Source organism: Micromonospora sp. CA-259024, from assembly GCF_050936255.1.
Classification (GTDB): Bacteria; Actinomycetota; Actinomycetes; order Mycobacteriales; family Micromonosporaceae; genus Micromonospora.
In genome coordinates this window covers 4,121,216-4,145,100 of the sequence record NZ_JBNJND010000001.1, presented here as the reverse complement: position 1 = coordinate 4,145,100, position 23,885 = coordinate 4,121,216, and the positions used below count along the sequence as shown (strand labels likewise).

The 23,885-nt window shown below is 70.6% G+C and carries 19 protein-coding genes; 15 read left to right on the top strand and 4 right to left on the bottom strand.

Annotated features, from left to right (window positions below):
* The first annotated feature begins 82 nt into the window (after positions 1-82).
* From tsf to ACQEUX_RS18260, 6 genes are all read left to right on the top strand, one after another.
* Positions 83-910 carry a translation elongation factor Ts gene (gene tsf / locus ACQEUX_RS18285; protein WP_433048952.1) on the top strand — a complete coding sequence of 276 codons (828 nt, stop codon included), beginning with the start codon at positions 83-85 and terminating at the stop codon, positions 908-910.
* A 161-nt stretch (positions 911-1,071) separates the two neighbouring features.
* Positions 1,072-1,839 carry a UMP kinase gene (gene pyrH / locus ACQEUX_RS18280; RefSeq protein ID WP_433048949.1) on the top strand — a complete coding sequence of 256 codons (768 nt, stop codon included), beginning with the start codon at positions 1,072-1,074 and terminating at the stop codon, positions 1,837-1,839.
* 75 nt (positions 1,840-1,914) lie between these two features.
* Positions 1,915-2,472, top strand: coding sequence for a ribosome recycling factor (gene frr, locus ACQEUX_RS18275; RefSeq protein WP_433048946.1), 558 nt, complete (start codon positions 1,915-1,917; stop codon positions 2,470-2,472).
* Positions 2,473-2,777: 305 nt separating this feature from the next.
* On the top strand, positions 2,778-4,202 hold the full coding sequence (locus ACQEUX_RS18270; RefSeq protein ID WP_433048938.1) for a phosphatidate cytidylyltransferase: 1,425 nt from the start codon (positions 2,778-2,780) through the stop codon (positions 4,200-4,202).
* Between the two features lie 104 nt (positions 4,203-4,306).
* On the top strand, positions 4,307-5,464 hold the full coding sequence (rlmN, locus tag ACQEUX_RS18265) for a 23S rRNA (adenine(2503)-C(2))-methyltransferase RlmN (RefSeq protein ID WP_433048935.1): 1,158 nt from the start codon (positions 4,307-4,309) through the stop codon (positions 5,462-5,464).
* Between the two features lie 31 nt (positions 5,465-5,495).
* Positions 5,496-6,668 carry a DivIVA domain-containing protein gene (locus ACQEUX_RS18260; RefSeq protein WP_433048932.1) on the top strand — a complete coding sequence of 391 codons (1,173 nt, stop codon included), beginning with the start codon at positions 5,496-5,498 and terminating at the stop codon, positions 6,666-6,668.
* A gap of 85 nt (positions 6,669-6,753) precedes the next feature.
* Here the strand turns inward: ACQEUX_RS18260 and ACQEUX_RS18255 are convergent, their stop codons facing one another.
* Positions 6,754-6,978, bottom strand: a complete 225-nt coding sequence (locus ACQEUX_RS18255; RefSeq protein WP_433048929.1) for a DUF2631 domain-containing protein — start codon at positions 6,976-6,978, stop codon at positions 6,754-6,756.
* A 199-nt stretch (positions 6,979-7,177) separates the two neighbouring features.
* On the opposite strand from ACQEUX_RS18255, the gene ACQEUX_RS18250 reads away from it, so the two are divergent.
* On the top strand, positions 7,178-8,758 hold the full coding sequence (locus ACQEUX_RS18250; RefSeq protein ID WP_433048926.1) for a Rieske 2Fe-2S domain-containing protein: 1,581 nt from the start codon (positions 7,178-7,180) through the stop codon (positions 8,756-8,758).
* A gap of 193 nt (positions 8,759-8,951) precedes the next feature.
* A complete protein-coding gene (locus tag ACQEUX_RS18245) occupies positions 8,952-9,596 on the top strand; it encodes a TMEM175 family protein (protein ID WP_433049959.1) in 645 nt (214 codons plus the stop codon).
* Here the strand turns inward: ACQEUX_RS18245 and ACQEUX_RS18240 are convergent.
* Positions 9,585-11,180 carry a phytoene desaturase family protein gene (locus tag ACQEUX_RS18240; RefSeq protein WP_433048923.1) on the bottom strand — a complete coding sequence of 532 codons (1,596 nt, stop codon included), beginning with the start codon at positions 11,178-11,180 and terminating at the stop codon, positions 9,585-9,587. The genes ACQEUX_RS18245 and ACQEUX_RS18240 overlap by 12 nt on opposite strands.
* Before the next feature lie 107 nt (positions 11,181-11,287).
* Entirely contained in the window at positions 11,288-12,130 is an 843-nt protein-coding gene (locus ACQEUX_RS18235; protein ID WP_433048920.1) for a YhjD/YihY/BrkB family envelope integrity protein, read from the bottom strand.
* Between the two features lie 51 nt (positions 12,131-12,181).
* Between ACQEUX_RS18235 and ACQEUX_RS18230 the strand changes: the two genes are divergently transcribed.
* The 5 genes from ACQEUX_RS18230 (at position 12,182) to ispG (ending at position 20,979) form a co-directional block, all read left to right on the top strand.
* Positions 12,182-12,733, top strand: a complete 552-nt coding sequence (locus ACQEUX_RS18230; RefSeq protein WP_433048917.1) for a GNAT family N-acetyltransferase — start codon at positions 12,182-12,184, stop codon at positions 12,731-12,733.
* A gap of 416 nt (positions 12,734-13,149) precedes the next feature.
* On the top strand, positions 13,150-17,121 hold the full coding sequence (locus ACQEUX_RS18225) for a CARDB domain-containing protein (RefSeq protein ID WP_433048914.1): 3,972 nt from the start codon (positions 13,150-13,152) through the stop codon (positions 17,119-17,121).
* A 214-nt stretch (positions 17,122-17,335) separates the two neighbouring features.
* Positions 17,336-18,547: a 1-deoxy-D-xylulose-5-phosphate reductoisomerase gene (gene dxr, locus ACQEUX_RS18220; RefSeq protein ID WP_433048911.1), complete on the top strand. Its 1,212-nt coding sequence runs from the start codon at positions 17,336-17,338 to the stop codon at positions 18,545-18,547.
* A complete protein-coding gene (locus tag ACQEUX_RS18215; protein ID WP_433048908.1) occupies positions 18,547-19,797 on the top strand; it encodes a M50 family metallopeptidase in 1,251 nt (416 codons plus the stop codon). Before dxr ends, ACQEUX_RS18215 begins: the two co-directional genes overlap by 1 nt.
* Before the next feature lie 9 nt (positions 19,798-19,806).
* Positions 19,807-20,979, top strand: coding sequence for a flavodoxin-dependent (E)-4-hydroxy-3-methylbut-2-enyl-diphosphate synthase (ispG, locus tag ACQEUX_RS18210; protein ID WP_433048905.1), 1,173 nt, complete (start codon positions 19,807-19,809; stop codon positions 20,977-20,979).
* An 82-nt stretch (positions 20,980-21,061) separates the two neighbouring features.
* Here ispG and ACQEUX_RS18205 read toward each other — a convergent pair whose 3' ends face one another.
* Positions 21,062-21,646 carry a PadR family transcriptional regulator gene (locus ACQEUX_RS18205; RefSeq protein WP_433048902.1) on the bottom strand — a complete coding sequence of 195 codons (585 nt, stop codon included), beginning with the start codon at positions 21,644-21,646 and terminating at the stop codon, positions 21,062-21,064.
* Between the two features lie 112 nt (positions 21,647-21,758).
* On the opposite strand from ACQEUX_RS18205, the gene ACQEUX_RS18200 reads away from it, so the two are divergent.
* Both ACQEUX_RS18200 and ACQEUX_RS18195 read left to right on the top strand, forming a co-directional pair.
* Complete coding sequence (locus tag ACQEUX_RS18200; protein WP_433048899.1) at positions 21,759-23,099, top strand: MFS transporter; 1,341 nt, start codon at positions 21,759-21,761, stop codon at positions 23,097-23,099.
* Complete coding sequence (locus ACQEUX_RS18195) at positions 23,029-23,868, top strand: GNAT family N-acetyltransferase (protein WP_433048896.1); 840 nt, start codon at positions 23,029-23,031, stop codon at positions 23,866-23,868. The genes ACQEUX_RS18200 and ACQEUX_RS18195 overlap by 71 nt, the downstream gene beginning before the upstream one ends.
* Positions 23,869-23,885 lie beyond the last annotated feature (17 nt).

Genomic DNA, 23,885 nt, shown 5'->3' with positions numbered 1-23,885 from the left:
TACGCCGGGCACGTTCAGCCCGGATCCGGGTAACCGGCACCTCTGACCATCCACACGCCGCCTCAACACCGAAGAGAGAGCCATGTCCCAAATCACCGCCGCGGACGTCAAGAAGCTCCGCGACCTCACCGGCGCCGGCATGATGGACAGCAAGAAGGCGCTGACCGAGGCCGAGGGCGACTTCGACAAGGCCATCGAGATCCTGCGCGTCAAGGGCGCCAAGGACGTCGGCAAGCGGGCCGGCCGTACGGCCGCCAACGGCCTGGTCGCCCACTCCGGCAAGGCGCTGCTCGAGCTCAACTGCGAGACCGACTTCGTCGCCAAGACCGACTCGTTCATCGCGTTGGCCCAGCAGTTGGTCGAGCACGGCGAGCGGTCCGGCGTGAACACCGCCGAGGAGCTGCTCGCCACCGAGCTCGACGGCAAGGTCGTCGCGGACCTGATCCAGGAGCAGTCCGCCAAGATCGGCGAGAAGCTGGTGCTCAACCGCTTCGCCCGGGTTGAGGGCACCACCGCCGTCTACCTGCACCGCAAGGCCCAGGACCTGCCGCCGGCCGTTGGTGTGCTGGTGTCGTACACCGGTAAGACCGACGAGGCGGGCGACGCCGACGCCCGTGGTGTGGCCATGCAGATCGCCGCGATGCGGCCGAAGTACCTCACCCGGGACGAGGTTCCGGCTGAGGTCGTCGAGTCCGAGCGGCGCATCGCCGAGCAGACCGCCCGCGAGGAGAACAAGCCCGCGGCGGCCCTGCCGAAGATCGTCGAGGGTCGGGTGAACGCCTTCTTCAAGGACTACGTCCTGGTCGAGCAGGCGTCCGTCGCCGACAACAAGAAGTCGGTGAAGCAGATGCTGGCCGAGGCCGGTATCGAGGTCACCCGCTTCGTACGGTTCGAGGTCGGCCAGGCCTGAGCCGTCACCGGGCGCCGCGGGCGCCCGTGGGCAGGAGACGTCAACGAGGAGGCCGCCGGTGTACGTGACAGGCACCGCGGCCTCCTCGTCACATAGGGTCGGCAGCGGCAGGTTCGCGGTACGCGCCGCACGGGGCGTGCGCGTGGGGAAGGGCGGGGCGGATGACGCAGGTTGTGAGTGACCGGACGCTGGCGATGGACGATCCGACGGCGCCGCCGCCGGGGCGTGCCCGCCGGGTGGTGCTGAAGCTCTCGGGCGAGGTGTTCGGTGGGGGCGCGATCGGCGTCGACCCGGACGTCGTCCAGGCCATCGCCCGGCAGATCGCCACCGTGGTCCGCCGCGGCGTGCAGGTCTCCGTGGTCGTCGGCGGCGGCAACTTCTTCCGTGGCGCGGAGCTGCAGAAGCGTGGGATGGACCGGGCCCGTGCCGACTACATGGGCATGCTCGGCACCGTGATGAACTGCCTCGCGTTGCAGGACTTCCTGGAGAAGGAAGGCATCGAGACCCGGGTGCAGAGTGCCATCACCATGGCCCAGGTCGCCGAGCCGTACATCCCGCTGCGGGCGATCCGGCACCTGGAGAAGGGCCGTGTGGTCATCTTCGGCGCCGGCGCCGGGATGCCGTACTTCTCCACCGACACGGTGGCGGCCCAGCGGGCTCTGGAGATCCGGGCCGACGTGGTGCTGATGAGCAAGAACGGCGTGGACGGCGTCTACACCGCCGATCCCCGGATCGACCCCACCGCCAGCAAGCTCGACTCGATCACCTTCTCCGAGGTGCTGCGCCGCAACCTGCGGGTGGCCGACGCGGCGGCGTTCAGCCTCTGCATGGAGAACGGTCTGCCGATGCTGGTCTTCGGCGCGCAGGGTGGCGACACCATCATCCGCGCGGTGGGTGGCGAGAAGATCGGCACCCTGATCACCGCCTGAGCCCCGCGACGGCGACCACGGTCTGACGACTTTCAGCAGAGCCCACGACGAGCACAGAAGGAGGCGAGGAGACCGGTGATCGACGACACCCTCCTCGAGGCCGAGGAGAAGATGGAGCGTGCGGTTGAGCACGCCAAGGAGGAGTTCGGCGCCATCCGCACCGGTCGCGCCAACGCCGCCATGTTCTCCAAGGTCATCATTGACTACTACGGCACCCCCACGCCGCTGACCCAGATGGCGTCCATCGCGGTTCCCGAGCCGCGGATGGCCATCATCAAGCCGTACGACAACTCGCAGATCAATGCGATGGAGAAGGCGATCCGCGACTCGGACCTCGGGGTGAACCCCAACAACGAGGGCAACCAGCTGCGCATCCTGCTCCCGCAGATGACCGAGGAACGCCGCCGCGACATGATCAAGGTGGCCCGGCACAAGGGCGAGGAAGCCAAGGTGGCGATCCGCAACGTCCGCCGCCGTGGCAAGGAAGAGCTGGACCGGATCGTCAAGGACGGCGAGGCCGGCGAGGACGACGGTCGCCGCGCCGAGAAGGAACTCGACGACCTGACCCAGCGCTACGTGGCCACCATCGACGACCTGGTCAAGCACAAGGAAACCGAGCTGCTCGAGGTGTGACCGTCCGCCGACTGGCCGGGTGAGATACTCCGAGGCCCGCCCCCCCGACGTCGGGGGGGCGGGCCTCGTGCCGTACCCCGGCAGGAATCCGGGCTGCTGGCGGCCGGGCGACCACCGTCGCCGTGCCTCGTCCGCCGTGCGGGTGCGGCGGGTGCAGTAGGCTCTGCAGGATTCCCGGCCACCGGGCGGTGAATACCGGGAATCGACCGACCGTCGGGGCGGTCAATCGGAGGAACATCGCGCGTGTAGGGGATGCTTGTGGTCTTGCGTCATGTGGTGGTTCTCGTGCCGCGTCGCGGTGCGTGATGTCCCACCCCGACCCCTACGGCAGCGAGCCTCGCGGCTGGGACCGGCCGGAGCGCCCGGTGGCACTGCCCTGGCCCGACCAGGACCTGGATGCCGGCCAGTGGAGCCGCCGTCCACCCGCCGGCCCTGAGCTGTACGCGGACCCGCACACCCGGCCGTACGCCGAGCCGCACCCGACGGACCCGTACGACGAGCGTGGCCGCGCGGTCCGTCCGGACGACCGGGACCGCTTCGACGACCGGGACCGGCACGATCGTTTCGACGACCGCGACCGGTACGAGGACGACCGGAACCGGCCCGACCGGTACGACGAGCGGGGTCGCGGCGACCGGTACCTTGACCGGCCGCCCGCCGCTGGCGATGGTCCGAACGGTTTCGACGGCGCGGCCCGGGGGCGCTTTGACGAGCCGACCCGTTTCGACGGCCCGGCGCACCCGGACCGGGGCGCTCCCGCCCGTTTCGACGACCCGGGGTACCCGACCGAGCAGCTCGCGCCGATTCGGGCCGACGTGGCGCCGCCGGACGAGGCTTCGGCGACGACCGGTCGACGGCCGAAGGGTCGACGCCGGGCCAGCGCCGACCGACCGGCCACCCAGCAGGGGGGCACCGGACGGGCCGGCCGCAACCTCCCGGCGGCGATCGGGGTCGGGCTCGGCCTCGGCGCGCTGATCGTCGTGCCGCTGGCGTTCTACCCGTTGGCGTTCCTGCCGGTGATCGCCGCCGCCATCGCCGTCGGCATCTGGGAGATGGCCCGGGCGGTCCGGCGCAGCGGCGCCCACCCGCCGCTGGTGCCGCTGATCGCCGGTGGTGTGCTGACTGTGGGCCTGGCCTGGTTCGCCGGCCCGGACGCGCTCAGCCTGGGCCTGCTGGTCACCGTGCTGGGCACCATGATCTGGCGGCTGGGCGACGGTCCCGCCGGTTTCCAGCGGGATCTCACCGCGGCCACCCTGATCGCCGTCTACGTGCCGTTCCTCGGCGGTTTCGCGGCGCTGCTGGCGGCGGCCCCCGACGACGGCCCGCTGCGCATCCTGGCCACGCTGATCGCGGTGGTCCTCTCCGACACCGGCGGGTACGCGGCCGGTGTCTCCTTCGGCCGACACCCGATGGCCCCGTCGGTGAGTCCGAAGAAGTCCTGGGAGGGCTTCGCCGGTTCGGTCACCGCGGCGGCCCTGGGCAGCGCGCTGCTGCTGTGGCTGATGTTCGAGGTGGCCCCCTGGTGGGGCGCGCTGTTCGGGGTGGCCGTCTCCTGCGCGGCGGTCCTCGGCGATCTGGCCGAGTCCATGATCAAGCGGGATCTCGGTGTCAAGGACATGAGCAATCTGTTGCCCGGCCACGGCGGTCTGATGGACCGACTGGACTCGATCCTGTTCGCGGTGCCGACCGCCTACCTGCTGCTGGCGATCTTCGTGCCGGTGGTGAACTGAGGTATGAATCACGGCGTCGCGGTCACCCGGCTCCAGCGGTGGGGGCCCGTTCGGCACCTCCGGACCGGCACCTGCCGCCAGCGGCGTGACACACTGGACCAGCCATGACGAGCCTGCCGTTGATCCCCGCCATCTCGGACGCCCCCGCCGCGCGCCGGGCCTCCATGCCGCCGAAGCACCTCGCCGACCTGGACCTGGCCGGCCGCCAGGCGCTGGTCACCGAGTTGGGTGAGCCGGCATTCCGCGCCAAGCAGGTCTCCAACCACTACTTCGGGCGGCTGGTCCGCGACCCGCAGGCGATGACCGACCTGCCCGCGGCCACCCGGGAGCGGTTGTCCGAGCAGCTGCTGCCCACGCTGCTCACGCCGGTGCGCGAGCTGGCGTGTGACGACGGCGCGACCCGTAAGGCGCTGTGGCGCCTGCACGACGGCGCGCTGGTCGAGAGCGTGCTGATGGGCTACCCGGACCGGGTGACGGTCTGCATCTCCAGCCAGGCGGGCTGTGGCATGGCCTGCCCGTTCTGTGCGACCGGCCAGGCCGGGCTGACCCGCAACCTGTCCACCGCCGAGATCGTCGACCAGGCGGTCTATCTGGCCGGTGTGGCGGCCTCCGGTGCGGTCGTCGGCTCTCCGCCGCGGCTGTCACACGTCGTGTTCATGGGTATGGGCGAGCCGCTGGCCAACTACTCCCGGGTCGTCGCGGCCATCCGTCGCCTGGTCAGCCCGGCTCCGGAGGGGCTCGGCCTGTCCCAGCGGCACATCACCGTTTCCACGGTCGGCCTGGTTCCGGCCATCCACCGACTGGCCAGCGAAGACCTCTCAGTGACCCTTGCGCTGTCGTTGCACGCCCCCGATGATGATCTGCGCGACGAACTCGTGCCGGTAAACCAGCGCTGGAAGGTAGCCGAGGTGCTGGACGCAGCGTGGGACTACGTTGCCCGCACGGGCCGTCGCGTGTCGATCGAGTACGCGATGATCAAGGACGTGAACGACCAGCCGTGGCGAGCCGACCTGCTCGGGCGGCTGCTGGCCGGCAAATTGGCCCACGTGAACCTCATTCCGCTCAATCCGACGCCGGGCAGCCGCTGGGACGCGAGCTCGAAGCCGGTTGAGCGGGAGTTCGTCCGGCGGTTGCGCGACGCCGGGGTGTCCACCACGGTACGGGACACCCGAGGTCGCGAGATCGACGGCGCGTGTGGCCAGCTCGCCGCCGCCGAGGACAACGACACCAACACCGACCGCGCCGGAGAGGCACCGGCGTGACCGGGCGTGGCGAACGAGACCAGGAGACATAGTGGCGAGTCAGGGTCAGCGTTTCCGGCGCAAGGCGCTCCGCCGGGGATACAAGGTCGACGAGGTGGATGCCTTCCTCGACCGGGTCGAGGCGACGCTCGACGGCCGACAGGTCGGCGCCCCGGTGGCCTCCCAGGAGGTCCACGACGTCGTCTTCCGGGTCCGGTTCAACGGCTATGACGAGTGGCAGGTCGACCTGCACCTGGACCGCGTCGAGCGACAGCTGGCCGAGCTGGAGGAGCGCACCAGCGCCGGGCGCGGTGGCGACCCCCGAATGGGTGACCGGATGGGCCCACCGGACCGCATGGGGCCTCCGATGCGCGATGACCGGGGCATGCCGCAGCCGATGCCGCCCCGACCGATGCCCGCGCAGGCCGGCCCGCCCGCCGACCGCTACGGCCGCTACGACGAGCCGACCGGCGCCTTCGCCGGTGGTTACGACGCCCCGCGCGGCGGTTACGACGCCCCGCGAGGCCCGGCCGGCCCCGGCCCGATGGGTCCCGGTGGCCCGATGGGTCCCGGTCCGATGGGTGGCCACGGTGTTCCGCCGCGCGGCCTGCCCGCCGGCCCCGGTGGCTACGGTCCGGACGACCAGCGTGGGCCTGGCGGGTACGGCCCGGACGACCAGCGTGTGCCCGGTGGTTACGGCCCGGATGACCAGCGCTCGCCCGGTGGCTATCCGCCTCCGCCGGAGGAGCCGCGCTTCGACGGCTTCGAGGCCGGGCGGCATGGCCGCGCCGACATGACGGCCGAGATTCGGATGCCGGAGCGGGACCTGCGTGACATGCGCCGAGGCCCGGCCGGTCCGCCTCCGATGCCGCAGCAGGGCATGGGTGGTCCTCCGATGGGCGGCCCGCCCGCTGTGGCTGGCCCTCCGATGGGCGGCCCGCCGATGGGTGGTCCGCCGATGGCTGGCCCGCCCGGCAGCGACCTGTACCGGGTCGATCAGATCCGTCGCAGCTTCCAGGTGCGCCGGTTCGGCAGCGGGTACGACCCGGACCAGGTGGATCGGTTCTTCGACAGCCTGCTCGGTGGCATGCAGCGCCGCAACCCGATGCCGGTCGACCCGAAGGACCTGGACACGCTCCGGTTCGGCCTGGTGCCCGGTGGCTACTTCGAGGCTGAGGTCGACGCCGCGCTCAAGGACGTGCAGGACATTCTCTTCGGGCGCTGAGCCCGACGCGTACGGACGAGGGCCCGTCCCCGGGTGGGGGCAGGCCCTCGGCGTACGTTGGCCGGTCGTCCGGCGGTCGGTCGCGTCAGGAGCGCAGACCGTTGCGCCGCAGCACGACGTCGCCGATCACGATGATCAGCAGCAGCGCGGCCAGACCGATCAGCCAGAGGTCCTCGACCCTGCCCTCGTGGTTGCCGCAGAACGCCATCACGACCAGCGTCAGCGCGGAGAGCACCGCACCGATCTGCCCGGACTTGCGGTGCCCGGGCTTGTGCTGATCTGGCGACGTTACTGGCTCGCTTCCTGCCACTGTCGGTCCTTCCCTCGCGATCGGATCTTTGGTTAGTCTGGCACGCCTCTCGCTCGGTGCGGTGGGGTGGGTGTTTCCCGGCCGTCGGCCCCCGCCCCACTCGGGCCGAACGGCACTGCCGGCATCGAGGGGCGGGGGCCAGACTCGCTCCGGTAGCGTTTGGCGTACACCTGATTGTCTGTTTGAGGGGGACTGTGCGGTGCGAGTGACCGGAACCGGGCACGCCAGCATGCGGATCGACACGGCCGCGGGCAGCATCCTGTGCGACCCGTGGGTCAATCCGGCCTACTTCGCCTCCTGGTTCCCATTCCCGGACAATTCCCTGCTCGACTGGGAGAGCCTGGGCCAGGTCGACTACCTGTACGTCTCCCATCTGCACCGGGACCACTTCGACGCGAAGCACCTGCGCGACTTCATCTCCAAGGACGCCACGGTCCTGCTCCCTGAGTTCCCCACCTCGGAGATGGAGGACGAGTTCCGGGCGCTGGGTTTCACCACGTTCCTGAAGGCGCCCAACGAGCAGGTGGTGGAGCTGCCCGGCGGCCTGAAGATCATGATTCAGGCGTTGACCAGCCCGACCGACGGGCCGATCGGCGACTCCTCGCTCTGGGTCGAGTACGACGGGGTGCGACTGCTCAACCAGAACGACGCCCGCCCCACCGATCTGAGCGTCTTCGCCGAGCTGGGGCACGTGCACGCGCACCTGCTCCAGTTCTCCGGCGCGATCTGGTATCCGATGGTCTACGAACTGCCGCAGGCGGCGAAGACCGCGTTCGGTAAGCAGAAGCGCGACCGGCAGTTCGACCGGACCTGGCGGTACATCGACGACCTGAAGGCGTCGCACGTCTTCCCGATCGCCGGCCCGCCGTGTTTCCTCGACGACGCGCTGTGGCAGTTCAACGACATCCACGGCGACGAGGGCAACATCTTCCCCGACCAGTCCGTCTTCTTGTCGGAGTACGCCAAGGTCGGCGGCACCAACGGCATCGTGCTGCTGCCGGGCAGCGTCGCCGAGGTGACCACCGAGGGCGCGACCACGACCCACCCGGTGCCGGTCGACGAGTTCTTCGCGAACAAGGTCGCGCACCTGGAGGAGATGCGGGAGCGCAAGCGTCCGATCATCGAGGCGGAGAAGGCGTCCTGGCGGCACCCCGAGGTGGACGTGCTCGCTCAGATGAAGAGCCGGATCGAGCCGCTGCTCGACGAGTCGATCTACCTGGCCAAGGGTGTCGGCGGCCCGGTCCGATTCGACCTGGTGGGCTACGACGGGGAGAGCGTCGAGTCGATCGTGGTGGACTTCCCGGGCAAGGAGGTCCGGCCGTACGCCGACGAGAAGGTGCGCTACCGGTTCCGCACGGAGCGGTCGCTGATCGAGCATCTGCTCTTCATCGACGAGGTCGACTGGGTCAACTCGCTCTTCCTGTCCTGCCGGTTCTCGGCGGCCCGGATCGGTCAGTACAACGAGTTCGTCTACGCGTTCTTCAAGTGCCTGTCCGAAGAGCGGCTCCAGTACGCCGAGGGCTGGTACGACGAGCACGAGCGCAGCACCGACGCCGAGGACATCACGCTGGGCGACTGGGTGGTGCAGCGGCGCTGCCCGCACCTGAAGGCGGACCTGACCCGGTTCGGCATCGTGGAGGGCGATCAGCTCACCTGCCAGTTGCACGGCTGGCGCTTCGACCTGCCCAGTGGCCGCTGCCTGACGAGCGTCGGCCACAAGGTTCGTGCCCACCGCGTCGACGCCGAGACCCCGGCCCCCGCCGGTGAGGCGCTGAGCTGACGAGCCGGTCGGGCACCCGAGGTGGTGCCCGGCGCGCCCGATCCGCGTCCGCGCGGCCCCGCCATGCACCACGATGCAGTGGAGGGCGGCGTAAGCCGCAGTCCGGCAGCAACCGGACACCACCGAGAGTGGGGTGGGCGTGGCGGGGGCGGACGCGCGCAAGGGCGAGTACCGGTACGGGCGCGGCCGGGAGATGGCTCGGGACGCGGCGCGGGTGGAGACGTTCAGCGACGGGGTCTTCGGGGTCGTGCTGACGGTGATGGCCGTCGAGCTGCTCCAGACCGGCCCGGCCCGGGTCGGCGGGAGAGAGCTTCCCGAGGCCCTCGCCGACGCCTGGCCGTCCTACCTGGCGTACGTGATCACCTTCGGGATCGCCGGTCAGGTCTGGATCGCCCACCACAACATCTGGCGGTACGTGGCCCGGGTCGACCAGATGCTGCTGGTCCTCAACCTGCTCGTGCTGCTCTTCATCGCGACGATCCCGTTCACCGCCGACCTGCTGTCGGACAACCTGCGCGGCAGCGCGACGGAGCAGCGGCTGACCGCCGCCCTCTACGTCGGCACCGTGCTCGGCGAAGCGATCTTCGTCAACCTGAGCTGGTGGTGGGCCCGCCGGCGCGGGCTGCTCCACGCCGACCTGGATCCCCGGCTGGCCCGGGCGATCGCACGGCGGATACGGCTGAAGCCCCTGCTCTACGTGATCGCCTTCGCTGTCGTCTTCGTCGACCCCATCCTCAGCCTCGGCGCGTACCTCCTGCTGGTCGCCTTCTACCTCATCGGTGGCCCGGGTGACCTCCGGCCGTACGCCCACCGGGCCGAGGACGGGTCAGCGGCCTAGGTCCGCGAGGATGCGGCGGGCGGCGTTGTGGCCGGCGGCCCCGATCACGCTGCCGGCCGGGTGGCAGCCAGCGCTGCCGGCGTACACGCCGTCGATCCCGGTGGCGTAGGGCATCCGGTCGGTGAACGAGACGGTGTTGTCGACGTGGTGAATGTGCCCACCGGTGATGCCGAAGTGCTCCTCGATGCCGGGCGGCGGCAGTGGCACCGCGTCGGCGATCAGGTCGGCGGTGCCGGGGGCGTACCGCTCGACGATCCCGATGAGCCGGTCGACGTAACCGGGCAGCTCCGCGTCCCAGGTGGTGCCGGTCAGCTCGTACGGGACGGACTGGACGAAGAGCGCCGACGAGTGGTGCCCGGCGGCGTCGGAGAGCGACGGGTCGACGGTGGTGTGCAGGTACCACTCGATAGTGGGTTCCGCCGGCAGCAGCCCGGCCTGCACGTCCGCCCACATCGCCCGCAGTGCTGTCATCGGTGAGGTGGCCTCCCCGCCGACCAGCGACGCGGAGCCGGGCAGCAGGTGGATGGTCGAGCCGAACGGGCTCGGCGTGCCGGCCGGCAGGCAGGAGAACTGCGGCAGCCCGGTGAGCGCCAGGTTGAGCTTGAGGGTGGTGCCGGGGCGGCGGACCGCCGCCATCCGCTCGCCGAGCGGCGCCGGGAGCGCGCCGTCGGGCAACAGGTCCATCAGCCGGTACGGATCACACGCGCCGAGCACCACCCGGGCGGCCACCTGCCGTCCGTCGGCCAGCACGACTCCGCTCGCCGCGCCGCCGTCCAGGCTCACCGCGCTCACCGGCGTACCGGTCAGAATGGTCGCCCCGGCGGCGCGGGCGGCCTCGGCGAACGTGCGCGAGACCGTGCCCATCCCGCCCTCGGCGATCATCCAGGTGCCGCCGGAGCCGGGTAGCCGGCACATGTTGTGCACGAGGAAGTTGTGGCCGGTGCCGGGGTCGTCCGGGCCGGCGTTGAGCCCGGACAGCCCGTCGGTGACCGCGTACATGCTGACCAGCAGTTCGGAGCGGAACTCGAACCGGGCCAGGTAGTCGGCCACCGAGCCCTGGACGAGGTCGACGAAGACCTGCCGCAGCGCCGGGCGGACGTGCCGCTCGGCGGTCTCCGGGGCGCTCAGCGGCTCCGCCAGCCAGGCCGGGGCGAGATCCTCGCGCAGCGCGGCCAACTCGGCCTGCATGGCGTCGTCGGCGGCCACGTCGGCGGGGGAGAAGAACTCGGCGAGCTGCGCCCGGGTGGCGGCGGTGTCGCTGCCGAAGAGCAGGTACGGCGAGCCGAGGCCGCCCGGCGTGGGCAGGAAGTAGTGCGGGTCGCGGCGCAGCACCGGGATCCGTACGTCGAGCGTGGCGAGCAGTTCCGGCGGCATCAGCCCGAGCAGGTACGAGCCGGTGGAATGGCGCAGCCCCGGCACCTTCGGGAACGGGTTCTCGGTGCGGGTCGCGCCGCCGATCACGTCGGCGGCCTCCAACACCAGGACGTCCAGCCCGGCGCGGGCCAGCAGGACTGCGGAGACCAGACCGTTGTGCCCGGCGCCGACGATCACCACGTCAGCGCGGACGGGAAGTTCGCTGCTCATGCCGCGGCAGCCTAGCCCGCACCGCCGTCGGGGGTAAGCCCCCGGCCCGCCCCGTGATCAAGAGGTTTGCGTCAGCAGAGGCCCCTCCGGTGACGCGAACCTCTTGATCAACTCGGATGGGGGGTGGTGCGGGTGGTGCGCCAGTGGGAGAGGGCCAGGGTCGCCGAGTAACCGGCCAGGACGATCACGTGGAACACGTAGAGCCAGAGGAGTACGGCCACGCCGGCGCCGATCTCGTCGAAGCCACCGAACGGCACGCCCAGGTCCAGCGGGAGCGAGGCGAAGAGCACGAAGCCGTGCAGGAAGCCGGAGAGGTTCGCCGCCGTGAACGACCCGATCGCGAGCGTGGAGAGCCAGTCCGGGGAGGCCGGCCCGACCACCCGGAACACCCACACCAGCACCGGCGTGAGCACCAGCCAGACCGCCAGGAACGACAGCACGACGCCCAGTGCGCCGACCCAGCCGCCCTGGCGTACCAGGCGGGTGGTGAGCGGCAGCGCCAGCAGGATCGACAGCAGCAGCGCCGGGGCCGGCGCGAGCAGCGGCAGCAGCAGGAGCCGGCCCCGCCAACCCACCAGATGCTCGTCGGAGTGGGGCTCGGCCACCGAGACGAACGCCCGGCGCAGGCCCTCGCCGTACAGCGACGCGGGCAGCAGTGCGGCCAGCGCCAGCAACGGCGTCAACTCCACCCCGGCGTCGACCAGCGCGTCCACCGCCCGGGGCGCGCCGATCGCGGTGGGCAGGGCCTCCACGGCGTACGCGGTGAGCCGACGTACCCGGTCGGCCCCGGCCGCCAGCGCGGAGAGCCAGATCGCCAGCAGGGCGACCGGAACGATGGCGATGGCCCCGTAGAAGGTGATCGCGGCGGCGTGCAGCGACAGGTCTCGCCCGCGCACGGGGCGGAGCGCGGCGCCGCTGATCCGCTTCGCCCGCTGCCATGCGCCGCCCATCGTGGTTTCTTTCCCTATCGTCGTGACCGTCACTCCTTAAGATCGCCGATCATGACTGTTCTCACCACCGAACGCCTGATCCTGCGCGACTGGACCGACGATCCGGCCGACCTGGCCCGGATCTACGACATCTACTCCCGTCCGGAGATCGCCCGCTGGCTGGGCGTGTCACCGGGTCTGCCGCTGACCGACCCGGCGCAGGCCGCCGAGCGCCTGCGGAGTTGGCAAGACCGGCACGCCGCCGACGACGGCCGGTACGGCACCTGGGCGATCGAGGTACGCGAGACCGGCCTGGTGGTGGGTACGGCGTTGCTCAAGCCGCTGCCGGGGCGAGACGAGGCGGTGCGCACCGAGGACATCGAGGTGGGCTGGCACCTGCACCCGGATTCGTGGGGGCACGGCTATGCCACCGAGGCGGGGCGTGCGCTCGTCGCACGGGAGTTCGCCACCGGCACCACGGAGATCTACGCGGTCGTGTCGCCGGGCAACGAGGCGTCGATGGCGGTCTGCCGGCGTCTCGGCATGACGCACGTGGGCCGGCGCACCGACTGGTACGGCGGCGAGGAGGTGGAGACCTTCGTCCTGACGGCGCCGACCGACTGACCACCGAGCACGCGGAGGCAGCAACGTCACCGACGTTGCTGCCTCTGTCTCGTTGGGAGACAGCGGTTTCCGCGATGGTGCGCGGATCCGCAGTCGACCCCAGACAGCCAACGCCGTCGATAGTCACCGTGGTCGAAGTGTTGACGCACTCGTAGCACGTCAGTAATCTTTGGTCAACGTAGTGCAAGATCTCGACAAAGGCGTGCTTGATTCCTTGCACTCGGCCGCAAATTCCAGCGGATCCACTTCTGCGGCGGTTTCTTCCCCCGTTCCCGCCACCACCACCTCGCCTCGCCGGCACCCGACGACACCAGCGCGGCTCGCGCCCACCCGTGAGCCGGCGCTGCGCCGACGCACGCCCCCACGCCGCGGATCACGCCATCCGCGGCAACCGTCCCCCGACGACAAGGACAGTGATGAGACGAACGAATCTGTTCAGGATGGTGGCGGCGACAGCCGCGGCCACGCTGATCGCCACGGCAGGGGCGACCGCGGTCGCGAACCCGGCCGGCGCAGCCCGCCCCGCCGACACGGCAGCCGCGCCGAGCACCGGTTTCGCCCCGGCGGCCACCAACCTCGCCCAGGGCCGCCCCACCCAGGAGAGCGGCCACGCCGACGTGTACGACTCGTCGAAGGTCGTCGACGGCAACGCGGGCAGCTACTGGGAGAGCGTCAACAACTCCTTCCCGGAGTGGGTGCAGGTCGATCTCGGCTCATCGCAGAGCGTCAACCAGGTCGTGCTGAAGCTGCCGACCTCCGGTTGGGCGACACGTACGCAGACGTTGAGCGTGCAGGGCAGCGCGACCGGTTCGTCGTTTACCGACCTGGTCGGGTCGCAGACGTACACGTTCAACCCGGCGAGCGCGAGCACGGTCACGATCAACTTCAGTCAGACCGCCACCCGCTACGTCCGCATCACCATCACCGCGAACAGCGGCTGGCCGGCCGGGCAACTGTCTGAGCTGGAGGTGTACGGCAGCGGCGGCACCACCCCGGACACCACCGCGCCGAGCGTGCCGGGCAACCTGTCCTACACCCAGTCGGGCACCACCATCAGCCTGAACTGGGTCGCGTCGACCGACAACGCGGGCGGCAGCGGCATCGCCGGCTACGACGTCTACCGCAACGGCGCGTTCCTCCAGTCCATCGGCAACGTGACCACCTTCAACGACACGCAGCCGGCCACGGCGACCGTGTCGTACTTCGTCCGGGCGCGCGACGGCGCCGGCAACCTGTCCGGCAACAGCAACACGGTGACCCGCACCGGCAGCGGTGACACCACCGCGCCGAGCGTCCCGGGCACGCTGTCGCACAGCACGTCGGGCAGCACGATCACGCTGAACTGGGGCGCGTCCACCGACACCGGCGGCAGCGGCCTGGCCGGCTACAACGTCTACCGGGGCGGCAACCTGATCGCGACGCTGGGCACCGTCCTCACCTACCAGGACACCCAGCCGGCGACGGCGACCGTGTCGTACTTCGTCCGCGCCCGCGACGGCGCCGGCAACCTGTCCGGCAGCAGCAACACGGTGACCCGGACCGGTAGCAACCCGCCGGCCTGCACCAACGTGGCGCAGGGCAAGAGCATGACGGCGAGCGGCTCCACCTTCAGCTTCACCCCTGAGAAGGCGAACGACGGGCAGCTCACCACCTACTGGGAAGGCGCGCCGAGCTACCCGCAGAACCTGACCGTGGCGCTGGGCGCCAACCACTCCATCAGCGGCGTCACCGTCAAGCTCAACCCCGACCCGGCGTGGGGCACCCGTACCCAGACCATCCAGATCCTGGGCCGCGACCAGGCCGCGTCCGCGTACACCAGTCTGGTGTCGGCGGCGAGTTACCAGTTCGTCCAGGGCACCAACGTGGTGAGCATCCCGGTCACCGCGACCACCGCGGACGTGCAGCTGCGGTTCACCGGCAACACCGGCGCCCCGTCCGGACAGGTGGCCGAGCTTGAGGTGTGCGGAACGCCGGCGCCCAACCCGGACCTGGTCGTCAACTCGGTGACCTGGTCGCCGACGTCGCCCAGCGAGGTCAGCCCGGTCACCCTCTCGGCCGTGGTGCAGAACATCGGGTCAGCGGCCGCCGGTGCCACCACGCTGAACTTCAGCCTGGCCGGCGCGGTCGTCGGCAGCGCCACGGTGGGCGCGCTCAGCGCGGGCGCCTCGACCACCGTGTCGTTCAACGCCGGCACCCGCCCGATGGGCAGCTACGCCGTCTCGGCGGTGGTCGACCCGACCAACACGATCGTCGAGCAGAACAACGGCAACAACAGTCTCACCGCACCCGCACCACTGGTGGTCGCGCAGGCCCCCGGCCCTGACCTCGAGGTGCTCGGCATCGCCTCCAACCCGCCGAACCCGGCCGTCGGGGCGTCCGTCACCTTCACCGTGGCGGTCCGCAACCGCGGCACCAGCGCGACCGGCGCGACCACGGTCACCCGGTTGGTGGTGGGCGGCTCCACCCTCAACACCACCACCGCCTCGATCGCGGCCGGCGCGACGGTCAACGTGGCCGTCACCGGCAGTTGGACGGCGACGAGCGGCGGCGCCACCATCACCGCCACCGCCGACGCGACAAACGCGGTCACCGAGACCAACGAGAGCAACAACGCGTTCAGCCAGTCGATCGTGGTCGGGCGTGGGGCAGCGGTCCCGTACGTCTCGTACGAGGCCGAGGCCGGCCGCTACCAGGGCACGCTGCTGGAGACCGACCCGCTGCGCACCTTCGGTCACACCAACTTCGCGACCGAGTCCTCGGGCCGCAAGTCGGTACGCCTGAACAGCACCGGCCAGTTCGTCGAGTTCACCTCGGCGAACGCCGCCAACGCGATCGTGGTGCGTAACTCCATCCCGGACGCTCCCGGTGGCGGTGGCATCGAGGCGACGATCAGCCTCTACGTCAACGACGTCTTCTCCCGGAAGCTGACCCTGTCGTCCAGGCACAGCTGGCTCTACGGCAACACCGACGGGCCGGAGGCGCTGACCAACACCCCGCAGGCCGACGCCCGACGGCTGTTCGACGAGTCGAACGCGCTGCTGGCGCAGTCGTACCCGGCTGGCACCCGGTTCAAGTTGCAGCGCGATGCGGGTGACAACGCCTCGTTCTACGTCATCGACATGATCGACCTGGAGCAGGTGGCACCGGCGGCGAGCCAGCCGGCCGGCTGCACCTCGATCACGTCGTACGGTGCGATCCCGAACGACGGGCTCGACGACACCGCCGCCATCCAGCGGGCCGTGACCGACGACCAGAACGGCGTCATCAGCTGCGTCTGGATCCCCGCCGGCCAGTGGCGGCAGGAGCAGAAGATCCTGACCGACGACCCACTGAACCGGGGTACGCACAACCAGGTCGGCATCAGCAACGTCACCATCCGGGGCGCCGGCATGTGGCACTCGCAGCTCTACACGCTGACCGAGCCGCAGAACGTGGTGGGCGGCATCAACCACCCGCACGAGGGCAACTTCGGCTTCGACATCGACAAGAACACCCAGATCTCCGACATCGCCATCTTCGGCTCGGGCCGGATCCGTGGCGGTGACGGCAACGCCGAGGGTGGCGTGGGTCTGAACGGTCGGTTCGGCACCGGCACCCGGATCAGCAACGTCTGGATCGAGCACGCCAACGTGGGTGTGTGGGTGGGCCGCGACTACGACAACATCCCTGACCTGTGGGGGCCGGCCGACGGGCTGGAGTTCACCGGCATGCGGATCCGCAACACGTACGCCGACGGCATCAACTTCAGCAACGGCACGCGCAACTCGCGGGTGTTCAACTCGTCGTTCCGCACCACCGGTGACGACGCGCTCGCCGTCTGGGCCAACCCGTACGTCAAGGACCGCAACGTCGACATCGCCCACGACAACCACTTCGTCAACAACACCATCCAGTTGCCCTGGCGGGCGAACGGCATCGCCATCTACGGCGGCTACGACAACTCGATCGAGAACAACCTGGTCTACGACACCGCGAACTACCCGGGCATCATGCTGGCGACCGACCACGACCCGCTGCCCTTCTCCGGGACGACGCTGATCGCCAACAACGGGCTCTACCGCACCGGTGGCGCCTTCTGGAACGAGGACCAGGAGTTCGGCGCCATCACCCTCTTCCCCGCCACCAGGGACATCGTCGGCGTCACGATCCGCGACACCGACATCATCGACTCGACCTACGACGGCATCCAGTTCAAGAACGGCGGCGGCAACATGCCGAACGTCGCCATCACCAACGTGCGGATCGACAAGTCCAACAACGGTGCCGGCATCCTCGCGATGAGCGGCGCGCGCGGCAACGCCAACCTGACCAACGTGACCATCACCAACTCGGCCGACGGCAACATCGTCATCCAGCCGGGCTCGCAGTTCGTCATCAACGGCGGCTAGCGCTGACCGGGGGCCGCTCCGGCGGCCCCCGGTCAACCGCCCGTCGGCTTGATCGACACGATTTCACGGATGTCGGGGTGTCCGGGTGCTGCGGATACCCCGAAATTCGTGAACGCGAGTCGATCATCAACCGACGGGGTCGCCGATCTGCAGGTGGGCGGCGAGGGCTGAGGCTCCCAGTGGGCGTACAGCGGCGGTGGGGAACAATGGCCGGGTGACTTCCCCCCGCGACCTCGTCCTGCTCGGGTCCACCGGCTCGATCGGCACGCAGGCCATCGACATCGTCCGGCGCAACCCGGACCGGTTCCGGGTGGTCGCGGTCGGTGCGGGCGGCGGCAACGTCGAGCTGCTCGCCGCGCAGGCCCTGGAGTTGGGCGTCGAGGCGGTCGGGGTGGCCAAGGCGTCGGCCGCGCAGGACCTCCAACTCGCGTTCTACGCCGAGGCGAGCCGGCGCGGCTGGGCCACCGGCGACTTCAAGCTTCCCAAGATCGTGGCCGGGCCGGACGCGATGACCGAGCTGGCCCAGTGGCCGTGCGAGATCGTGCTCAACGGGGTGGTCGGCTCGTTGGGCCTCGCTCCTACGCTGGCCGCGCTGCGCGGTGGTCGTACCCTCGCGCTGGCCAACAAGGAGTCTCTCGTCGCCGGCGGCCCGCTGGTCAAGGCCGCGGTGACGCGGCCGGGGCAGATCGTCCCGGTCGACTCGGAGCACTCGGCGCTGGCCCAGTGCCTGCGCTCCGGTTCGCGCGGCGAGGTGCGCCGGCTGATCGTGACGGCCAGTGGCGGCCCGTTCCGGGGTCGGCGGCGCGACGAGTTGACGCAGGTCACACCCGAGCAGGCCCTCGCGCACCCGACCTGGAACATGGGGCCGGTCGTCACGATCAACTCCGCCACGATGGTCAACAAGGCCTTGGAGGTGATCGAGGCGCACGAGCTGTTCGACGTGCCGTACGCCGACATCACCGTGATGGTGCACCCGCAGTCGGTGATCCACTCGATGGTCGAGTTCGTCGACGGGTCGACGATCGCGCAGGCCAGTCCACCGGACATGCGACTGCCGATCGCGCTCGGCATCGGCTGGCCGGACCGGGTGCCGGAGGCCGCCGCCGCCGTCGACTGGACGGCCGCGCACACCTGGGAGTTCGCGCCGCTGGACGACGAGGCGTTCCCGGCCGTCGCGCTGGCCAAGGCCGCGGGGGAGGCCGGGCGCAGCCGCCCGGCGATCTACAACGCGGCGAACGAGGAGTGCGTGGCGGCGTTCGTGGCGGGCCGGCTGCCGTTCCTCGGGATCGTCGACACCCTCGAACGCGTGTTGGAGGACGCTCCGGACTTCGACGAACCAGGTACCGTCGAGGACGTGCTCGCGGCCGAGTCGTGGGCACGCGCGCACGCGCAGGAGATCATCGCGGGTTCGGTGGAAGGAGCTTGATGTCGTACCTGCTCGGGGTGGTCCTCTTCGCCCTGGCCATCCTCATCTCGGTAAGCCTGCATGAGGCGGGTCACATGGTGACCGCCAAGGCGTTCGGGATGAAGGTCACGAGGTTCTTCGTCGGTTTCGGCCCCACCCTCTGGTCGTTCAAGCGGGGTGAGACCGAGTACGGCGTCAAGGGCATCCCGCTCGGCGGCTTCTGCAAGATCGTCGGGATGACCCCGCAGGACGACGACGTCGAGCCGGGCGACGAGTCGCGGGTGATGTGGCGTTACCCCGTCTGGAAGCGGACGATCGTGATGGCCGCCGGGTCGATCACGCACTTCGCGCTCGCCCTGATCACGATCTGGATCCTCGCCGTCTCCGCCGGCCTGCCCAACCCGGACTTCCCGACCACGGACGCGCAGGCCCGCCAGGAGCCCGCGGTGATCCAGCTCAGCCCGTGCGTGGTGCCGGAGAACGCCGTGCGCGCGTGCACCCCCGCCGACGCGGCCAGCCCGGCCGCCCAGGCGCAACTGCGCGACGGTGACCGGATCACCTCGGTCAACGGCACCCCGATCGGCTCCTACGGCGACCTGCTCACCACGCTGCGCGGGCTCAAGCCGGGCGACACCGCGCAGATCGCGTACGTCCGCGACGGGCAGCCGGGCACCACCAGCACGGTGCTCGCGCAGACCCAGCGTCCGCCGCTGGACGACCCGACCGGCGCCGCCGCGCCGGTGGCCGCGCTCGGCGTCGGCCTCGTCCCCAGCACGCCCACCCGGGTGACGTACGGGCCGATCGGCGCCTTCGGCGCCACCGCCGACTTCACCGGTCAGCTGGCCGTCGGCACCGTCCAGGCGCTCCAGCGCCTCCCGCAGAAGGTCCCCGCCCTGTGGACCGCCCTCACCGGCGGCGAGCGGGACGTCGACACCCCGATCAGCGTGGTCGGCGCCAGCCGACTCGGCGGCGAGGCGGTGGAGAACAACGCCTGGCTGGTCTTCTTCATGCTCTTCGTGTCGCTGAACTTCTTCATCGGCGTGTTCAACCTGCTGCCGCTGCTCCCGGTGGACGGCGGCCACATCGCCATCGCCTGGTTCGAGCGGGCCCGTTCCTGGGTCTACGCACGGATCGGCCGGGCCGACCCCGGCCGGGTCGACTACCTCAAACTGATGCCCTTCACGTACGCGGTGATCCTGATCGGTGGCGCGTTCACGCTGCTGACGATCGCCGCTGACGTCGTCAACCCCATCACGCTCTTCCCAAGGTGAGTGCCTGAAGTGACCGCTATCAGTCTCGGTATGCCCGCCGTGCCGCCCCCGCCGCTCGCTCCCCGCCGGGCCAGCCGCCAGATCATGGTCGGTTCGGTGCCGGTCGGTGGCGGTGCGCCGGTGTCCGTGCAGTCGATGACCACGACCCTCACCTCCGACGTCAACGCCACCCTCCAGCAGATCGCCGAGCTGACCGCGTCCGGCTGCCAGATCGTCCGGGTGGCCGTGCCGTCCCAGGACGACGTCGAGGCCCTGCCGGCGATCGCCAAGAAGTCGCAGATCCCGGTGATCGCCGACATCCACTTCCAGCCCAAGTACGTCTTCGCCGCGATCGACGCCGGTTGCGCGGCGGTCCGGGTCAACCCGGGCAACATCCGCCAGTTCGACGACAAGGTCAAGGAGATCGCGGCAGCGGCCTCGGCGGCCGGTACGCCGATCCGGATCGGCGTCAACGCCGGTTCACTGGACAAGCGGCTGCTGGCCAAGTACGGCAAGGCCACCGCCGAGGCGCTTGTCGAGTCGGCGCTGTGGGAGTGCTCGCTGTTCGAGGAGCACGGCTTCCGGGACATCAAGATCTCGGTCAAGCACAACGACCCGGTCGTGATGATCCGGGCGTACCGGCAGCTCGCTGAGCAGTGCGACTACCCGCTGCACCTGGGTGTCACCGAGGCCGGTCCGGCCTTCCAGGGCACCATCAAGTCGGCGGTGGCCTTCGGCGCCCTGCTCGCCGAGGGGATCGGCGACACCATCCGGGTGTCGCTGTCCGCCCCGCCGGTGGAGGAGATCAAGGTCGGCAACCAGATCCTGGAGTCGCTGGGCCTGCGTGAGCGGGGCCTCGAGATCGTCTCCTGCCCGTCCTGCGGGCGGGCCCAGGTGGACGTCTACAAGCTCGCCGAGGAGGTCACCGCCGGTCTGGAAGGACTGCCGGTGCCGCTGCGGGTGGCGGTGATGGGCTGCGTCGTCAACGGTCCGGGCGAGGCTCGCGAGGCCGACCTCGGCGTCGCCTCCGGCAACGGCAAGGGTCAGATCTTCGTCAAGGGCAAGGTCGTCAAGACGGTTCCCGAGGCACAGATCGTGGAGACGCTGATCGAGGAGGCGCTGCGGATCGCCGACGAGATGGGCGCCGAGCTTCCCGAGGAGTTGCGCGGGCTGGTCACCGGCCCGACCGTCACCGTGCACTGATCCATCGCTCGCGAGAAAGCGGCCGTCCCCCGCGGGGAACGGCCGCTTTTCGTTGTCTCCGGTGCTGTGGTGCCGGGTCGCGTCACTCGGATTCGGCGAGGATCGCGTACAGCTTGCGCCGGGTCTCGTCGAGCACCTGGGCGGCCCGCTCGCGCTGGTCGTCGGTGCCGTTCATCATGACCTGACGCAGGGCGTTCATCGCCTGCGCGCCGGAGTCGCGGATGTCGTGCCAACTGCTCACCGTGCCCTGGGCGACGTCCGCCCACGGCGGGGTCTGCGCGGCCTCGGTGGCCTCCGCCTGACCGGCTTCGGTGACCGTGAACCGCTTCCGCCCGCCACCGGACTCCTCCGTGCTGGCCACGATCACGCCCTCGTCCTCCAGTAGCTGGAGGGTCGGGTAGATCGAGCCCGGGCTCGGCCGCCACGCGCCGCCGGTGCGGGAGTCGATCTCCTGGATCATCTCGTAGCCGTGCATCGGCCGCTCGGTGAGCAGGGCCAACACGGAGGCTCGGACGTTGGGGCGTCGGCCCCGGCTCCGTCCCCGGCCCCGACCGCCCCAGGGGCCGCCGTGCCCGTGCTCGTGGCCATGGCCGGGCGGGATCGGCGGGAAGCCGAACCCCCGCATCCGGGCCTCGTGCATCGCGTGGTGCTGTCGATGGAACCTCATCGGGTTCTCCTCTTCTTCGTACTGTCGCTGATGCATCAACGATATATCGGCAATGCATCGTCGACAACCCGTTGCTTACAAACCGTACGTACGTCTTGCTAGGGTGTCGGTCATGCGCCTGCTTCCCCCGCCGGGCCCCGCCCGGGTCCTCACCCTCGGCACCCTGGTCAAGACCGTCGGACGGGGCCTCTGGCTCGTCGCGAGTGCGCTCTTCCTCACCCGGTCGGTCGGCCTGTCGGCGACCCAGGTCGGCGTCGGGCTGACCATCTCGGCGCTGATCGGTGTGCTGGCCAGTACACCGAGCGGCTACCTGGCCGACCGCGTCGGCCCACGCGGCGTGCAGGTCGGCGCGCTGTTCGCCGCCGGCACGTTGACCATCGGCCTGATCGCCGTCCGTTCGTTCCCCACGTTCGTACTGGTGGGAGCCGCCACGGCCCTCGCCGACGCGATCGAGCGCGGGGCCCGGGGCGCGCTGATCGCCGGAGCGATCCCGGCCGACCAGCGGGTACGCACCCGCGCCTACCTGCGGGCCACCACCAACGTCGGGATCTCCGTCGGTGCAGTCCTCGGCGGCTTCGCCATCGCCGCCGACACGCGAACCGGGTACGTCGCGCTGATCCTGACCGCGGCGGCGGCATCACTGGCCGCAGCGGCGGTCTTCGTCCGCCTGCCCACCGTCGCCCCGGTCGCCGCCCCGACGCACGGTCCCCGGCTGATCGCCCTGCGGGACCGACCGTTCCTCGCCTTCACCCTGGTCGACGGGCTGATGTCCATGCACTTCAGCCTCCTCACCATCGCCCTGCCGCTGTGGATCGCCGAACACACCCAGGCACCCGCCTGGATGATCTCCGCGTTGACGCTGGTCAACACCGTGCTGGTGGTGCTCCTGCAGGTACGTGCCGCGCGGAGCGCCGCCACCCTGTCCGGAGCCGCCCGCGCCGCCCGTCGAGCGGGCGTGGCGATCGCCCTGGCCTGCGTACTCTTCGCCGCCAGCGGAGCGCTGCCCACCGCCGGCGCCGTGGGCCTGCTCGGCGTCGGGGCGCTCGCGCACGTGACCGGGGAGCTGTGGCACTCCGCCGCCGGCTGGGGGATCTCCTTCGGGCTGGCGCCACCGGATGCCCAGGGCCAGTACCAGGGGGCGTACGGCATGGGCTACGAACTGGGCAAGATGCTTGCGCCGGTGGTGGTGACCACCCTCGCGCTCGGCTGGGGCGTACCGGGCTGGCTCGTGCTCGGTGCCCTGTTTCTCCTGCTCGGTGCGCTGGTGCCCCCGGTCGTCCGATGGGCCGGGCGGACCCGGCCGATCAGCGAACCCGCAGAACCGGTGCCGGCCTCGTCACTCGACCGGCGGAGCAGGGGGTCGATCTGGCAGGCTGATAGTCGTGCTGACGGTGCCGGTACGCCAACTGGGGGAATCGGAGCGCCGCGCGGTCGAGCGACTTCTCGACCATGACCCGTTCGCGGGCGCGCAGGTCGCCGAGCGGATCGCCGCGCGCGGGCTCTCCTGGTGGCGGGCCGAGGGCAGAATCCTGGGGTACGGCACCCGGCGCAACCTGGAATCGCTCTGCTGGCTCGGCGGCAACCTGACCCCGGTCCTGGCGACCGACGCCGCGGTGGCGGCCTTCGCCGACCTGCTCGCGGGTGAGGAGCGGCTCTGCTCCTCGATCGTCGGCCGGGCTGACGCCGTCCTCGGTCTCTGGGACCGGCTCTCCGACACCTGGGGGCCAGCCCGAGACGTCCGCCCCAACCAGCCACTGCTCGCCGCCGACACTCTGCCGTCCGTGCCGGGCGACCCGGAGGTGCGTCAGGTCCGCTCCGGCGAGGTCGACCGGCTCTTCCCAGCGGCGGTGGCCATGTACACCGAGGAGGTCGGCGTCTCCCCGCTGGCCGAGGACGGCGGGCGCAGCTACCGACGGCGGGTCAACGACCTGGTTCGGGCCGGTCGGGCGTACGCCCGTTTCGTCGACGGCAAGGTCGTGTTCAAGGCCGAGTTGGCCGTGGTGACCAAGCGGACGGCGCAGGTCCAGGGCGTCTGGGTGGCGCCGGAGTGGCGGGGTCGCGGGATCGCCACGGCCGCCATGGCAGCGGTGGTCCGCGACGCGCTGTTGCGGGTCGCCCCCACGGTCAGCCTGTACGTCAACGACTTCAACCTCCCGGCCCGCCGGGTCTACGAGCGCTGCGGCTTCCAGCCCGTCGGCACTCTCGCCACGGTCCTCTTCTGACCGCCGGTTGTCGCAGG